Origin of the sequence: Aeromicrobium sp. Leaf289 (assembly GCF_001423335.1) — a bacterium.
Classification (GTDB): domain Bacteria; phylum Actinomycetota; class Actinomycetes; order Propionibacteriales; family Nocardioidaceae; genus Aeromicrobium.
Map to the genome: position 1 here is coordinate 245,376 of NZ_LMNK01000001.1, position 14,358 is coordinate 259,733.

Annotated in this window: 16 protein-coding genes; 5 read left to right on the forward strand and 11 right to left on the reverse strand. The window is 72.6% G+C overall.

Going from position 1 to position 14,358, the window contains the following annotated elements:
- Positions 1–99 precede the first annotated feature (99 nt).
- The 4 genes from ASF37_RS01230 to ASF37_RS01245 form a co-directional block, all read right to left on the reverse strand.
- Positions 100–846 carry a hypothetical protein gene (locus tag ASF37_RS01230; protein ID WP_055967901.1) on the reverse strand — a complete coding sequence of 249 codons (747 nt, stop codon included), beginning with the start codon at positions 844–846 and terminating at the stop codon, positions 100–102.
- A 200-nt stretch (positions 847–1,046) separates the two neighbouring features.
- A complete protein-coding gene (locus ASF37_RS01235) occupies positions 1,047–1,919 on the reverse strand; it encodes a DUF4394 domain-containing protein (protein WP_055967898.1) in 873 nt (290 codons plus the stop codon).
- Between the two features lie 72 nt (positions 1,920–1,991).
- Entirely contained in the window at positions 1,992–3,206 is a 1,215-nt protein-coding gene (locus ASF37_RS01240; RefSeq protein WP_056554488.1) for a class I SAM-dependent RNA methyltransferase, read from the reverse strand.
- Between the two features lie 85 nt (positions 3,207–3,291).
- Entirely contained in the window at positions 3,292–5,313 is a 2,022-nt protein-coding gene (locus ASF37_RS01245; protein WP_055967892.1) for an APC family permease, read from the reverse strand.
- A 110-nt stretch (positions 5,314–5,423) separates the two neighbouring features.
- Here ASF37_RS01245 and ASF37_RS01250 point away from each other — a divergent pair, with 110 nt between their 5' ends.
- Both ASF37_RS01250 and ASF37_RS01255 read left to right on the forward strand, forming a co-directional pair.
- Positions 5,424–6,071: a TrkA family potassium uptake protein gene (locus ASF37_RS01250; RefSeq protein ID WP_369797016.1), complete on the forward strand. Its 648-nt coding sequence runs from the start codon at positions 5,424–5,426 to the stop codon at positions 6,069–6,071.
- Positions 6,071–6,733, forward strand: coding sequence for a TrkA family potassium uptake protein (locus ASF37_RS01255; RefSeq protein ID WP_055967886.1), 663 nt, complete (start codon positions 6,071–6,073; stop codon positions 6,731–6,733). The genes ASF37_RS01250 and ASF37_RS01255 overlap by 1 nt, the downstream gene beginning before the upstream one ends.
- A gap of 735 nt (positions 6,734–7,468) precedes the next feature.
- On the opposite strand, the gene ASF37_RS01260 is transcribed toward ASF37_RS01255, so the two are convergent.
- The 4 genes from ASF37_RS01260 to dut are packed head-to-tail and all read right to left on the reverse strand — an operon-like array spanning position 7,469 to position 9,631.
- Positions 7,469–8,137: a DUF3159 domain-containing protein gene (locus tag ASF37_RS01260; RefSeq protein ID WP_056577258.1), complete on the reverse strand. Its 669-nt coding sequence runs from the start codon at positions 8,135–8,137 to the stop codon at positions 7,469–7,471.
- Positions 8,134–8,490 carry an OB-fold nucleic acid binding domain-containing protein gene (locus tag ASF37_RS01265; RefSeq protein WP_055967880.1) on the reverse strand — a complete coding sequence of 119 codons (357 nt, stop codon included), beginning with the start codon at positions 8,488–8,490 and terminating at the stop codon, positions 8,134–8,136. Before ASF37_RS01265 ends, ASF37_RS01260 begins: the two co-directional genes overlap by 4 nt.
- Positions 8,491–8,513: 23 nt before the next feature.
- On the reverse strand, positions 8,514–9,176 hold the full coding sequence (locus tag ASF37_RS01270; protein WP_056554482.1) for a DUF3710 domain-containing protein: 663 nt from the start codon (positions 9,174–9,176) through the stop codon (positions 8,514–8,516).
- Positions 9,173–9,631, reverse strand: coding sequence for a dUTP diphosphatase (gene dut, locus ASF37_RS01275; protein ID WP_055967875.1), 459 nt, complete (start codon positions 9,629–9,631; stop codon positions 9,173–9,175). Before dut ends, ASF37_RS01270 begins: the two co-directional genes overlap by 4 nt.
- A gap of 51 nt (positions 9,632–9,682) precedes the next feature.
- Between dut and ASF37_RS01280 the strand changes: the two genes are divergently transcribed.
- Together ASF37_RS01280 and ASF37_RS01285 are read left to right on the forward strand one after the other, a co-directional pair.
- The gene (locus ASF37_RS01280; protein WP_200931155.1) at positions 9,683–10,231 is read left to right on the forward strand and encodes a DUF3093 domain-containing protein; all 549 of its coding nucleotides are present in this window, start codon (positions 9,683–9,685) and stop codon (positions 10,229–10,231) included.
- Between the two features lie 5 nt (positions 10,232–10,236).
- Positions 10,237–10,704, forward strand: a complete 468-nt coding sequence (locus ASF37_RS01285; RefSeq protein WP_156368094.1) for a DUF4235 domain-containing protein — start codon at positions 10,237–10,239, stop codon at positions 10,702–10,704.
- Between the two features lie 18 nt (positions 10,705–10,722).
- On the opposite strand, the gene ASF37_RS01290 is transcribed toward ASF37_RS01285, so the two are convergent.
- The 3 genes from ASF37_RS01290 to ASF37_RS01300 form a co-directional block, all read right to left on the reverse strand.
- Positions 10,723–11,022, reverse strand: a complete 300-nt coding sequence (locus ASF37_RS01290; protein WP_055967866.1) for a DUF4193 domain-containing protein — start codon at positions 11,020–11,022, stop codon at positions 10,723–10,725.
- A gap of 64 nt (positions 11,023–11,086) precedes the next feature.
- Positions 11,087–11,911 (reverse strand): inositol monophosphatase family protein, encoded by an 825-nt coding sequence (locus ASF37_RS01295; protein WP_082506370.1) that lies wholly within the window; start codon positions 11,909–11,911, stop codon positions 11,087–11,089.
- Positions 11,908–12,960, reverse strand: a complete 1,053-nt coding sequence (locus ASF37_RS01300; RefSeq protein ID WP_056578629.1) for a ferrochelatase — start codon at positions 12,958–12,960, stop codon at positions 11,908–11,910. Before ASF37_RS01300 ends, ASF37_RS01295 begins: the two co-directional genes overlap by 4 nt.
- Before the next feature lie 104 nt (positions 12,961–13,064).
- Between ASF37_RS01300 and ASF37_RS01305 the strand changes: the two genes are divergently transcribed.
- Positions 13,065–14,348, forward strand: coding sequence for an MFS transporter (locus tag ASF37_RS01305; protein WP_056577251.1), 1,284 nt, complete (start codon positions 13,065–13,067; stop codon positions 14,346–14,348).
- The last annotated feature ends 10 nt before the right edge of the window (positions 14,349–14,358 follow it).

Below are 14,358 nucleotides of genomic sequence, written 5' to 3' on the forward strand. Positions count from 1 at the left end.
GGAGTGGGAGTGCGACGGGCGGCCCGGCGGTCGGATAAGTCTCTTGATGTCAAGATACATGATGTCAAGAGGAAATCGAGCGAACCCCGCTCGGGCGGTTCAGAGCAGGCCCGGCCAGCGCCAGATCAGCGGCCACACGAAGGACAGGTGAGCGGCGCAGACGGCCAGCACGCCGGCGAGTCCGACCAGGTCGAGCACCACGAGCGCACGTCGACGAGGGTCGGAGGTGACGGCGTCGGCGCCCACGGCCCTGACGACCTCGGTGCCGGCCACCCGGTCGAGGACGCCTCGACGCAGTCCCACCAGGAGCGGCACGAGCAGCAGCAGGACCGCGACGTAGGCGGCGGCACCGACGTGCCACGCCTCGGGCGTGAACCGGCGCAGCACGGTCGGCAGCCCGATCGGGATCGCGGCGACCGCCAGGTCCAGCAGGAGTGCTGCGGTCAGGCCGCGCAGGAGGCCGCGGGGCGCACCGGTGGGCCGTGCGGTCCCGGGGCGGACCACGAGCAGTCCTTCGCGGTGCTTGCCGATGCTGTGCCCCCGCACGCCCTGGCGCCAGCCGTTGTTCCAGACGAGGAAGAGCTCCCCCGCCACCAGCCCGCCGAGGAGCAGGTCGTCGGACCGCCCGACGGTCCAGAGGTCGGGATCGGCCGCACCGCCGAGCAGCCTGGCGAGCAGCACGACCGACGCGCCCGCCGTGAACGCCACGCAGAACAGCAGGGCGTCCTGCGCGAGGGCCGAGCGCCGCAGGTCCGCGACCGACCGGTGCTCGGACCCGTCCTGACGGTCGTCCCCGAGGGCGTCGCCGTCGGGCGCGTGGGGCTCGTGGGTGTCCGGCCCGCTCATCGTGGGGCTCGCCCCGGTCGCTCGAACCCACGTCCGGGTCCGAGACGTGGGCCCGCCGGGGACGCCGCGCACCGCAGACCGAGTGTCATGCGCCCCACCCTGCCCGTGCAGGACCCCGCACACAAGCAAGCGCGCCGCGGGCCACCCCGACCGGTCGGTCGAGATGGCCCGCGGAGCTCACCGGACGTCGTGGACCGACCTCACGGCACCTGGATGGCGATGTCGCCCACGGAGCGGGGGAAGTTGCCCACGCGGGTGGCGGCGCCGCTCTGCAGCTCGATCTCGTAGAGGACCGAGGAGGTGTTCGAGCGCGCAGGACGCAGGACGGCGAAGCCGACGTTGTCGACCGCCACGCCGTCGTCCAGCACGGTCACGATGTCGAAGCCGGCCACGCCGACGGCGTTGGTGCCCAGCGGGCCGGCCAGTGCGAGGGTGCCCGCGTTCGCCGGGACCTGGACCGCCAGCTGGTCGAGCGACGTGTCGATGTCGTAGAGGAACGTGCCGGTCTTCGCGCTCGTGTCGTTGTTCGTGTACGCGACGGCGGTGACGCCCTGGGCGGCACCGTCGCCGTAGGAGAGCGGCGTGTCGACGGCGGTGGTCGGCGTCGGCTGGTTCACGTCGTGGCGCAGGTTCTGGCCCGTGTCGCTCACGATGCGCAGGCGATCGGCCGCCGGGTTGAAGTCGACGCCGAAGTCGCGGCCCTCGAGGGCCACGCTGAGCTGTGAGACCTTGACCGCCTGGCCGTTGCCCGAGTTCACGGTGTAGATGCCGCCGGCGTTGCCCACGCCGTAGTAGCGGCCGTTCTGGACCCGGAAGTCGATGCCGACCAGTCGCTCGTCCTCGCCGGTCAGGCCCTTCACGGGACCGAGGGTGGTGAGGCGGGAGGGCTGGTCGAGGTTCAGCCGGTGCAGCACCTTGCCGTCGCCGGCGAGGCCGAGGGCCTTGCCCGACGGCTCCACCACGGCGGCGTCGGCGGAGACGACGAGGCCGGCGGTGGCGACGAGCGCGACGGCGGCAGCAGCAGCGGCAGCGGCGCGGCGGCGGGAGCGGGGCTGGACGTGGGACGTTCTCATGGCGATCCTCCTGGTCACGTGACCACCGATCGGTGGTCACCAGGGGTTACGCCGGTCGGGTGCGCCGCGTTCTCAGTCGACGTCGGGAATCCGGTCGAGCACCGCGACGCACTCCACGTGGTGGGTCATGGGGAACAGGGCGAACGCCCGCAGGTCCCCCAGCCGGTAGCCGTGCTCGGCGAACGTCGCGACGTCACGGGCCAGGGCCGCGGGGTCGCACGCCACGTAGACGACGCGACGGGCACCGAGCCGCGCCACGTCGGGAACGGCGCGTCGGGCCCCGGTCCGTGGCGGGTCGAGGACCACCAGGTCGACGCCCCGACGGAGGTCGGCGTCGTGACGGAGCGCCTGCTCGGTGGTGGCGGAGACCAGGCGGACCTGGGCGTGCCGGTGCAGCGACCGGCGGGCGTCGCGCGCGGCCTGGGTGTCGGCCTCCACGCTGACCACCGTGCCCTGGGGCCCCACGCGGTCGGCGAGGAACGCGGTGAACAGCCCGACCCCGGCGTAGAGGTCGGCGACCCGATCCCCGGGTCGGGCCTCGGCGGCCTCGAGGACGGCGTCGACCAGGGTGCGCGCTGCTTCCGGGTGCACCTGCCAGAAGCCGGAGCCGGTCACGGTGAAGTCGTGGCCCTCGACGCGCTCGGTGAGCCGCGTGCGACCTGCGCGCCGCGTGCCGTCGGTGCCTGCGACTCCGTCGACGTGGAGGTCCTTGGGCACCGTCGCGTCGGTGACGAGGAGCTGCTGGTCCGTGGAGGAGACGATCGCCTCGACCTGGGGGGCGTCCCAGCGGTGCGACAGGACGTCGGGCAGGCCGGGGTGGGCGATCGGACAGTGCCCGACCGGGACGACCTCGTGGGAGCGGTGGCGGCGCAGTCCTGCGCGTCCGTCGGGGGTGGTCGACCACGTCACGCGGGTGCGCCAGCCGAGGGAGGGACCGACGGCCTCGACCCGCACCTCCCGCTCGATGCCGGCGAGGCGCTGCAGCTGCTCGGACACGACCGACCCGAGCAGCCGCAGCTGGGCCTCGGGGGCGACGTGCTGGAAGTCGCAGCCTCCGCAGACCCCCGCGAGGTCGCACGGCGGGGCCACCCGGTCGGGGGACGCCTCGAGCACCTCCACGGCGTCGGCGCGCAGGTATCGCTTGGTGCGGTCGGTGACGCGGATGCTGACCCGCTCCCCCGGCAGCGCGTGCCTCACGAACACGACCTGCCCGTCCAGCCGCGCCACGCAGGAGCCCCCGTGGGCGACGGGCCCCACCTCGACCACGGGAAGAGCCTCGGACGTCATGCGAACCCACCTCCCCGGGGCTCCGAGCACACCGAACCAGCACCGTGGGCGACGGGCCCCACCTGGACGATCGGGAGGACCGCGCTCATGCGGGTCCGTCCGGGCCGGGCCGGTCCCCGATGCCGCGGCGCACGTCGCCGGGTGCGCTGCCGATGGTGCTGCGGGGGTCGACGCGGGAGGCGGAGCTCAGCTGGTACGGGACGCTGGTCACCATGACGCCGGGCATGAAGAGCAGGCGTCCCTTGAGGCGCAGCGCGGTCTGGTTGTGCAGCAGCTGCTCCCACCAGTGCCCGACGACGTACTCGGGGATGTAGACGCTGACGATGTCGCGGGGGCTCGCCCGGCGCACCTCCTTGACGTACTTGACCACGGGGCGCACGAGCTCGCGGTAGGGCGACGACACGACGGTGAGCGGGACGGGGATCTGCAGGTCGTCCCACCGCTGGCGCAGCACCTGGGTGTCGTGCGGGTCGAGCTCCACGTAGAGACCCTCGAGGCTGCTCGGCCGCGCCACTCGGGCGTAGGCGATGGCCCGCAGGGTCGGCTTGTGGAGCCGGCCCACGAGGACGACGGCGTGGACGCGCGAGGGAAGGGCGACGTCGGTCTCGTCGATCTCGAGCTCCGCGTTGACCCGCTGGTAGTGCCGGTTGATGCCCACCATGAGGAAGAAGACGATGGTCATGGCGAGGATCGCGATCCAGGCTCCGGCGAGGAACTTGGTGATGAGGACGATCACGAGCACGGTGGCCGTCATGGCCAGGCCGAACCCGTTGACGAGCCGCGAGCGCTTCATCCGGCGCCGCTCGGCGGGGTCCGTCTCGGCGGCGAGGTGCCGGGTCCAGTGCCGGATCATGCCCAGCTGGCTGAGGTTGAACGAGACGAAGACGCCCACGATGTAGAGCTGGATGAGCTTCGTGACCTCGGCGTCGAAGGCGACGATCAGCGCGATCGCGGCGACGGCGAGCAGGACGATGCCGTTGCTGAAGGCCAGCCGGTCGCCGCGGGTGTCGAGCTGGCGCGGCAGGTGTCCGTCGCGCGCGAGGATGGAACCGAGGACGGGGAAGCCGTTGAAGGCGGTGTTCGCCGCCAGCACGAGGATGATGCCGGTGCAGGCGATCGTGAAGTAGAACAGCGGCGCCGCGTCGCTGTAGAGCGCCTTGGCGAGCTGCGCGATGACGGTGTCCTGCTCGAAGCCGTCACCCACCGGTCGGCCGTCGAGCAGCAGCTGGCGGGCCGGGTCCTCGACGTAGCGGATGTGCATGGCGTCGGCCAGCACGATGATGCTCATGAGCATCGTGATCGAGATGGTGCCGAGCAGCAGCAACGTGGTGGCGGCGTTGGCGCTCTTGGGCTTGCGGAAGGCGGGCACGCCGTTGCTGATCGCCTCCACGCCGGTGAGGGCGGCGCATCCGGACGAGAACGCCCGGGCGAGCAGGAACGCCATGGCCAGGCCGGTGAGCGCGGAGTCGTAGGGCGCCTCGGCGGCGATCTCGTACCGGGCGCTCTCGGCCTGGGGCAGGTCACCCAGGAGGTAGCGGACCAGTCCCCAGCAGGCCATCAGGGCGATCGCCAGCATGAACAGGTACGTCGGCACGGCGAACGCGCGGCCGGACTCCTTGGCGCCGCGCAGGTTGAGCGTCATGAGCAGGAGGACGAGCGCCGATGCGGCCAGGGCCTCGTGGCCGACGAGCCACGGCACCGCGGACGTCGCGTTCTGCACCCCCGAGGAGATCGAGACCGCGACGGTGAGCACGTAGTCGACGAGCAGCGCGCTGGCCACCGTGACGCCCGACTTGGGCCCCAGGTTCGTGGTGGCGACCTCGTAGTCACCTCCACCGCTGGGGTAGGCGCGCACGTTCTGGCGGTAGGACGCGACGACGGTGAGCATCACGACGACGACGGCGAGGCCGATCTTCCAGTTGAACGCGTAGGCCGTGATGCCGCCCATCGACAGGGTCAGGAAGATCTCGTCGGGCGCGTACGCCACCGACGACAGGGCGTCGCTGGCGAAGACGGGCAGCGCGATGCGCTTCGGCAGCAGCGTCTCCCCGAGCTGGGTGCTGCGAAGCTTGCGTCCGACGAGCGTCCGCTTGACGGACTCGACCATGCCCACGAGCGACGATCGTAGACCTGTCGGGATCGCTGCGCCGGGCGCCCTGGATGCGGGCTCCGGGCCGGTCCCGACGGGTGTAGCGTCGCCTCGTGCACATCGTCATCATGGGCTGCGGACGCGTCGGCTCGACGCTGACGCGCAGCCTCGAGGAGCGCGGCCACTCCACGGCCGTCATCGACTCCAACCCCGACGCCTTCCGCCGCCTGGGGCCGGACTTCACCGGCACCACCGTGACCGGCATGGGCTTCGACCGCGAGGTCCTGCGTGCGGCCGGCATCGAGCACGCCGACGGCTTCGCCGCGGTCTCGAGCGGCGACAACTCCAACATCATCTCGGCACGGGTCGCGCGTGAGCAGTTCGGCGTCGACAACGTCGTGGCCCGCATCTACGACCCGGGCCGTGCCGAGGTGTACGAGCGCCTCGGCGTCCCCACGGTCGCCACGGTGCCGTGGGCGGCCGACCAGGTCCTGCGTCGTCTCGTCCCGGCGGGGTCGGAGCCCGCGTGGCGCGACCCGTCCGGCCAGCTGCGACTCGACACCCTCTACGCCCCGTTCCCGTGGATCGGTCACGAGGTCTCGAGCCTCGAGGACGCCGCGGGGGTCCGCGTGGCCTACCTGACGCGCCTCGGGTCCGGCCTGGTCGCGAGCGGACGCACGGTGCTGCAGGAGGGCGACCTGCTCGCCGTCTTCATGCGCGAGGGCGACGCCGACCAGGCCCACCGCGTGCTCGAGTCCGGACCTGAGGAGGCCTGATGCGCGTCGCCATCGCGGGAGCCGGTGCCGTCGGCCGTTCCGTCGCGCTCGAGCTCACCGAGAACGGGCACCAGGTGCTCCTGATCGACAAGTCCCCCGGGTCCATCCGGTCCGACCTCGTGCCGAAGGCGCAGTGGCTTCTGGCCGATGCGTGCGAGATGTCCTCCCTCGAGGAGGCCGGGCTGCAGACGTGCGACGTGGTCATCGCCGCGACGGGCGACGACAAGGTCAACCTGGTCGTCTCGCTGCTGGCCAAGACGGAGTTCTCGGTCCCCCGGACCGTCGGTCGCGTCAACCACCCGAGCAACGAGTGGCTGTTCGGCGAGACCTGGGGCGTCGACGTGGCGGTCTCGACCCCGCGGCTCATGTCGGCCCTGGTGGAGGAGGCGGTGTCGGTCGGCGACCTCGTTCGCCTGTTCACCTTCCGCCAGAGCAACACCAGCCTGGTCGAGCTGACGATGCCCGAGGACTCCCCCTTCGCCGGGCGCCTGGTGCGCGACGTCCCGTGGCCACGCGACGTGGTCCTCGTGGCCATCCTGCGCGACAACGCGATCGAGACGCCCGACCCGGAGCGCTCGCTCGAGGCGGGCGACGAGCTCTTGTTCGTCACCGCACCGGACGCGGAGGACGAGATCGGCGCGCTGCTCTCCCCCAAGTCGTGAGTTCCTCCTCGTCCTGAGGCGTCGTGGCTGCGTCGGCGGCTGGGCGTTCGCTCGCGCCTACGCTGCCCGGCCGGGCGTTCACGCACTGCTGCGTCGCAGCCGCTGTGCTTTCACCTGCTGCTGCGTCGCTGTGGCTGCGCGTCGGTGTGGTCTCCGAAAGGGCCTCGACCGCAGCCGGGGGTCTGGGCTCGGGTGGGTCTGCGGGGCGCGGCCACGATTCTCCATCTGCGCGGGATCCACGCACGATTCTTCCTTCTCGTGGACCGTGCCACGCGAAGGAAGAATCGTGGCGACGAAAAGGGCCCCGTACGGGCAGTGATTCTCCCTTCTCGTGGACCCTTCCACGCAAAGGAAGAATCCCTGCCCACCCGACGCGCGAACCGGCCCCGCGGACGCAAGATTCTGCCTTCGCGTGCAGAACCCCGAACGATGCTGCGTTCACGACGGGATCCGACCACGAACGCAGCATCCTTCGCCCCCTCACGCACGAACGCAGAACCTTGCGTCCCCCGACCCGCGCTCCGAGAACCCGACCGACCCCGGACCCGCCCGCCGGTCGAGGCCCTTTCGGAGACCGACCCGCCTCGTAGCCACAGCGACGCAGCCGCAGGTCGAGACCCAGCCACAGCGACGCAGCCGCAGGTCGAGACCCACCCGCCGCCATGCAGCCGCAGGTCGACACCCACCCGGAGCAGCGCAGCCGCAGGTCGAGGCCCCGCCCCCGCGAACTGCGCGTCACCGAGAAGCAGGCGGCTCCGGCTCGGCCTCGGCCTCGATCGGGGTGGAGTTGCGCGAGAGCACCCACGCCATCGCCGCGAACGCCGCGACCTGCAGGGGCCAGCCGAGCACGACCTTGGAGGTGCCGAGCAGCGCCACGTGGTCGCCGGCCCACAGCGGGTACTGCACCACGACCCGCAGGATGCAGGGTGCGGCGAAGAGCCAGGTCAGCAGCGAGCACAGACGGACGAGCTGTCGGTCCTCGTGCCACTCGGTGGGCTCGCCGGTGAGGCTGCCGATGAGGAACCCGATGAGGGGCCACCCCACGAGGATCGAGACGATGAAGACCGCCGCGTAGGCACCGTTGTAGAGGATCCCGGGCAGGAACACGTCACGAGCCTCGCCGCTGCGCGACGCGAACACGGCGGCGATGGCGATGCCGATGAGGGCGTTCAGCACGAACTGGACGGTGGAGCGCTGGGCGAGCCGCACCACGAGCAGCAGGACCGCCGCGCCGACGCTCGCGACGAGCGAGGTCCGCAGGTCCTGCGTGCTGATCCAGCAGATCGTGAACACGATCGTGGGCACGGCGCTCTCGACGATGCCGCGCCCGCCGCCGAGCGCCTCGGAGAGCTTGGACCGCACCAGTTCCTCGACGGTGGCGACGCTCGCGCCGGCCTCGCTCATGCGTCCAGCTCGTAGCGCGGGTTGTAGAGCACGAAGGCGTCGCCGCGGCGACCGATGCGGCCGTGCACGGTCAGACGTCGCCCGGGCTCGATGCCCTCGATCCGGCGTCGGCCCAGCCACACGAGGGTGACCTGCCCGGACCCGTCGTAGAGCTGCGCCTCGAGGGCGCTCGCACCGTCGGCGACCGGGCGGGTGGTGACGGACCGCAGCTCACCGTGCAGCGAGCAGACCGACCTCTCGGCCTGGGCGGTGAGCAACCGGCAGCCCGCGGCGTCGGCGCTGCGCTGCAGCTCCTGGTCCTCGAGCTGCTCGAGGGTCGCGCGGCGCATCGGGCGGCGCAGTCGGGATGCCATGTCTCGATCCTAGGCCGCGAACCTCAGGCCTGGGTGCCGTGGCCGGGTGGCTCCTCGGCCACCGCACCCTCGGGCACCTCGATGAGCAGGGCCTCACGCACCAGGCGCGGCTCGTCACCTCGGACGACGACGACCTCACGGAACGCACGCTCGAGCAGCCCGTCCTCGTCGGGCTCGAGCGCAGCCGATCCGAGGAAGGTCGCACGAAGCATCCAGCGCGGCCCCTCGACCGCGAGGATCCGTGACGGCTGGAAGCCGTCCTGGCCGTCGGGGAGCTTCACGGGGACCTGGACGCGAAGCTCGGGACCGAACGGTCCGTCGACCTGCTCGGCCGTGCCCTCGAGCCGCTCGACCTCCGCGAGCAGCTCGCCACGGACCTCGTCCCACAGCCCACCGCTGCGCGGCGCGGCGAAGACCCGCAGCTCGAGCCCCGACTCCTCCGTGACCAGCACGACGGACCCGGTGCTTCCGCCGTCGTCCTGGGGCACCTGGAGCTGGAAGCCGATGCGTCCGCGGATGCGCAGCGGTCCGAGGTCGATGTAGCCCGTGCCGTCCCCGGTGAAGTCTCGCGAGTCCCAGGGGCCGGACGGCTCCTCGGTGGGCGTCGTGGACACGACGTCGGGCTCCGTGCCCGTCTCGTCGGTCTGCACTGCCTGGTCGTCACGCTCTCGGCGTCGACGGATCATGCGTCCTCCCCCATGGATCGGTGGCCCCCGGTGGAGCCGTAGCCCCCGGCGCCTCGGCTGGTGTCCTCGAGTGACTCGACCTCGCGGAAGGTCACGTGCTCGACCCGCTGCACCACGAGCTGCGCGATGCGGTCGCCGCGGGCGATCCGGACGGTCTCGTGCAGGTCGTGGTTGACCAGCAGGACCTTGATCTCGCCCCGGTAGCCGGCATCGATGGTGCCGGGCGTGTTCACCACCGAGAGTCCGTGGCGCAGGGCCAGCCCGGACCGTGGGTGGACGAAGGCCGCGAAGCCGTCGGGCAGGGCCAGGGCGATGCCCGTGGGCACGAGCACGCGCTCGCCCGGCGCGAGGGTCGCATCCTCGGCGGCGTGCAGGTCGGCACCTGCGTCACCCGGGTGCGCATAGGTCGGGGCCGGGAGCCGCGGGTCGAGGCGACGCACCGCGATCTCGAGCATGCTCGCGACCCTACTCGGGCCGACCACGCCCGGATGCGGCAGGCTGGGAGCGTGCAGACCCGTCGTGAGCGACTCCTCGCTCCCCCCGCGTGGTGGATCGCCGTCGCGGCCTTCGCGATCGCGTGGGGCTGGGTGGCGTTCGTCGTCGCAGGACCGCCGACCGCGGTCGCCGTGGCCGTGGCGGTGGCCGTCGTGACGGGTGCCCTGCTGTGGTCTTACGGGTCGACGGTGCTCGAGGCCGGACCCGACGGCCTCCGTGTGGGGCGCGCCCACCTGACGCACGAGCACGTGGGCGCGGTCACGGCGCTCGACGCGGCCGGTGCACGGACGCTGCTCGGTCCCGGCGCCGACGCCCGCGCCTGGCTGCACGTCCGGCCGTACATCGCCACCGCCGTGCAGGTGGAGGTCCGCGATCCGGCAGACCCCGCGCCCTACTGGGTGGTCTCGACCCGCGATCCGTCCGCGATCGCCCAGGCCCTCGGCCGTCCTGCCGGGCCGATCCGACCCGAGGCCGGCACCCAGGGCACCCACCAGCCCAGCACCGACCAAGCCAGCACCGACCAAGCCAGCACCGACCAACCCCGCACCGACCCGAGGTGACGACCATGCCCCGCAAGCGCCGACGCCGCACGTCCGCTCCCACGCTCGAGTCGGCCACGCCCGCGAGGCGACCGTCGCGCTCGAGCCGCAGCACGTGGAAGCTGCTCGACCGCGGCTCCACCGTCGCGGCGGGTCTGCTGGCACGTCAGGTCTCGACGCTGGCCTGGCGGGCCGCGACCGGCAAGAAGCCCCCGACCGCGGGGCGACACCCCGAGGTCGAGACCCGCGAGGCCGTCGCCTGGGCCGTCATCGGAGGTGCGCTCGTCGAGGTCGTGAGGCTGCTCGTGCGCCGCGGGGCGGCCGGGTACTGGGTCCGCTCGACGGGCGACCTGCCTCCGGGCATGAAGCCCCTGAAGGGCGCCACCAAGGGTGGCGTCGCCGGAGCAGCGCGGGCGGCGGCACGGACGGCTGGAGGAACGGCGAAGCCGGCCTCCTCACGGAAGCCGGCTCCTGGTCGTCGGCGCTCGCGCTGAGCGAGCTCGGACGGTGCGTCAGTAGGCGCAGTCCCGGCAGATGAGCCGGTCGCCCTTCTCCTCGGCGAGCTGGGAACGGTGGTGCACCAGGAAGCACGACGAGCACGTGAACTCGTCGGACTTGCGCGGGACCACCTGGACGGCCAGCTCCTCGTGGGAGAGGTCGGCACCCGGCAGCTCGAACGACTCGGCCGCTTCGACCTCGTCCTCGTCCACCTTGCCCGAGTTCTTCTCGTGGCGACGCGCCTTGAGCTCCTCGATGCTGTCCTCGGACTGCTCTTCGTCAGTCTTGCGAGGCGCGTCGTAGTCGGTAGCCATGTACCCCTCCGTCGTGTGCGTTCAACCGACGGGATTGTTCCACACCGCTGCAAGCGGCCGTCGGTCAGAACCCACAAGTCCGGACGAGGTCGAAGTATTCCCCTGCAAGCGCAGGATGCGCCGCCATCACGAGGCGCAGATCCGGCGGGCCGTCGAGGCCCTCGACGAGCACACCGGCCTCGCGAGCCACCAGTCCTCCCGCAGCGAGGTCCCACGGGTGCAGCCCCTGCTCGACGTAGGCGTCCAGACGGCCTTCGGCGAGCGCGCACAGGTCGAGTGCGGCCGAACCGATCCGACGGATGTCCCTGACGTGCGGCAGCAGGCGGGCCGCGGCCGCAGCCTGGTGCTCGCGGACCTCGCGCACGTAGTTGAAGCCCGTCCCGACGAGGGCCTGGGAGAGCGGCGGCGGTTCCGGAGCACGCAGCGGCACCCGACGGTCGCCGTCCCAGCGCCAGGCGCCGCCGTCGAGCACGGCTCCCCACCGCTCCCCCGACGCGATGTTCACCACGAAGCCCGCGACGACCCGCTCGCCGGTCGCGTCGGTGACCCGCGCGGCGATGGACACGGCGTACGCGGGGATCCCGTAGACGAAGTTCACCGTTCCGTCGATGGGGTCGACCACCCAGTCGACCCCGCTCGTGCCGGCCACGTCGGCACCTTCCTCACCGACGAACCCGTCGTCGGGCCGTGCAGCGAGGATGCGGTCGCGGATCAGGTCCTCGCTGGCCCGGTCGACCTCGGTGACCACGTCGATGGGGCTCGACTTGGTCGCCGCGACCGCCACGCGGCCCTCCGGCCGCTCGCGCCGCACCAGGGCGGCCGCCTCGAGCCCGACGTCGTGCGCCAGGGTCAGGAGCTGCTCACGGTCCGGCAGCACGGACGAGCTCACGGGTGGGCGGGACGGTCGCCGCGCAGGTTCGCGCAGCAGCCCGGCACGCACACGACCGGGTTGGCAGCACACCGGCCGAGCGTGGCCGGCGTCGGCGACTCGCCGCGGTCGACGGCGGCCCTCTCCTGCAGCAGGTCGGTGATCATCGCGACGAAGCCGGGGTGCGTCCCCGGCGTGGGCACGCGGACGAACCTCATGCCGAGCTTCTCGGCGGTCTCCGCCGCCTCGGTGTCGAGGTCGTACACGACCTCCATGTGGTCGGACACGAAGCCGATCGGGACGACCACGACGGACGTGACACCGTCGGCGGCCAGCTGCTCGAGGTGGTCGTTGACGTCGGGCTCCAGCCACGGGGTCCGCGGCGAGCCGGACCGGGAGCAGTACACGAGGTCCCACGGCACGTCGCGGTGCTGCGGCGCGAGACCCTCCATGACGAGCCGACCCGCCTCGAGGTGCTGGGACCGGTACGCGCCCACGCCCGGCCCGCCGCTCGCGTCGTTCATGGCGTCAGGGATCGAGTGGGTCACGAACACCACCCGCGTGCCGTCGGGAGCCTCGTCCAGGGCGGCGTCCGTGTGCTCCACGAAGGGGCCGATGAATCCCGGGTGGTTGAACGGCAGCCGGAGCCGGCTGAGCTCGATGTCGAGGCCCTCGGTCGCGTCGGCGAGGTTCTCGCGGTACTGGCGGCAGCCCGAGTACGACGAGTACGCGCTCGTCAGGAAGTAGGCGGCGTGGCGGACCCCGTCGGCGACCATCGCCTCGAGCGCCTCGCGCAGGTAGGGGGTCCAGTTGCGGTTGCCCCAGTAGACCGGCAGGTCGACGTCGCGATCGGCCAGCTCGCCCTCGAGCGCCGCGATCACGTCGCGGTTCAGGTCGTTGATCGGGCTGCGCCCACCGAACAGGAAGTAGTGCTCGCCCACCTCCTCCAGCCGCTCGCGCGGGATGCCCTTGCCGGCGGTCACGTTCTCCAGGAACGGGACGACGTCGTCGGGCTTCTCCGGCCCGCCGAAGGAGACGTAGAGCAGGGCGTCGAAGGGGCGTACATCCATGACGTCATCGTCCCATGCAGGCCCCCGGCCCGCCGGGGGTAGCCTGCCTGCGCCGAGAATGACGGGACGTCGGCACTTGCCGGCGGCGACGAGGAGGTGGCACGGTGCGGTCGACCTACGGGCACGTCCTCGCTCTGCCCGGCGCGGCTCTGTTCAGCCTGACCGGACTGGTGTCGCGCCTCCCGCTCTCGATGGCCTCGCTCGGACTCGTCCTGCTCGTCCGCGAGCACGGGGGCAGCTACGGCGCCGCCGGGCTGGTCGCCGCCGCCTACGTGGCGGCCGCCGCCGTCGTCGCCCCGATGCACGGACGGCTCAGCGACCGGTGGGGCCAGCGGCGCGTCCTGGTGCTCGCGGGCGCCGGCTACGCCGCCGGCATGATCGCCGTGATCCTCGCCGTGACCCGCGAGGTGGACGCACCCTGGCCGCACCTGGCCGCCGCGGTGGGCGGGGTCTTCACGCCGCAGACCGGGTCGCTCGTCCGTGCACGGTGGACCCACCTGCTGCGCGACGACCGTCCGCGGCTCACGACCGCGTTCGCGATCGAGGCCGTCATCGACGAGGTCGTCTTCATCGTCGGCCCCGTGCTCGTGACCTTCCTGACCCTGCAGGTCGCCGACGTCGCAGGCCTGGCGACGGCCACGGCGGCCGCGGTCGTGGGCAGCTGGTTCCTCGCCGCGCAGACGTCCACCGAGCCTCCGACGGGTCGGCACGGGGACGGACCCCGCCCGCCCCTCGGCTGGGCCGTCCTGGGCCCCGTGCTGGTGGCCGCGGTGGGGATCGGCGTGCTCTTCGGCTCGACCGAGGTGCTGGTCGTCGCGTTCACCGAGGCCGAGGGGTCGGCGGGCGCGGCCGGGGTGGTGCTGGCCATCTGGGCGGCCGGGAGCCTCCTGGCCGGCGTGGCGGTCGGACTGCTGCCCTCACCCTCCGACTCGGTGGCGCGGTTGCGCTGGACCGTCCTGGTCCTCGGCCTGCTGTTCGCGCCGCTGCTCCTGGCGCCGAGCATCGCCTGGCTCGCCGTCGGCATGTTCGTGACCGGCTTCATGATCTCCCCGACGATGATCGCCGCCACCAGCGTGGTCGAGGAGTACGTGCCGCCGACGCGGCTCACGGAGGCCCTCACGTGGACGAGCACCGGCCTGGCCATCGGTGTCGCCCCGGGCGCCGCGGTCGCCGGCGCCGTCGTGGACCGGTTCGGCGCCTCGGCGGGCTTCGCCGTCCCCCTCGTGGCCGGCGTCCTCGCCGCGGCCGTGGCCTGGTCCTTCCGGCCCCCGCCGCGACCGGACCGCTCCACCGACCCGCAGGCATCCGGCGCCCCGAGCCCGGCACCCCCGCCAGGCTCCTCCGCCGCCCCGAGCCCGGCACCCCCGCCAGGGCCCTCGGCGCACTAGGCTGTCGACC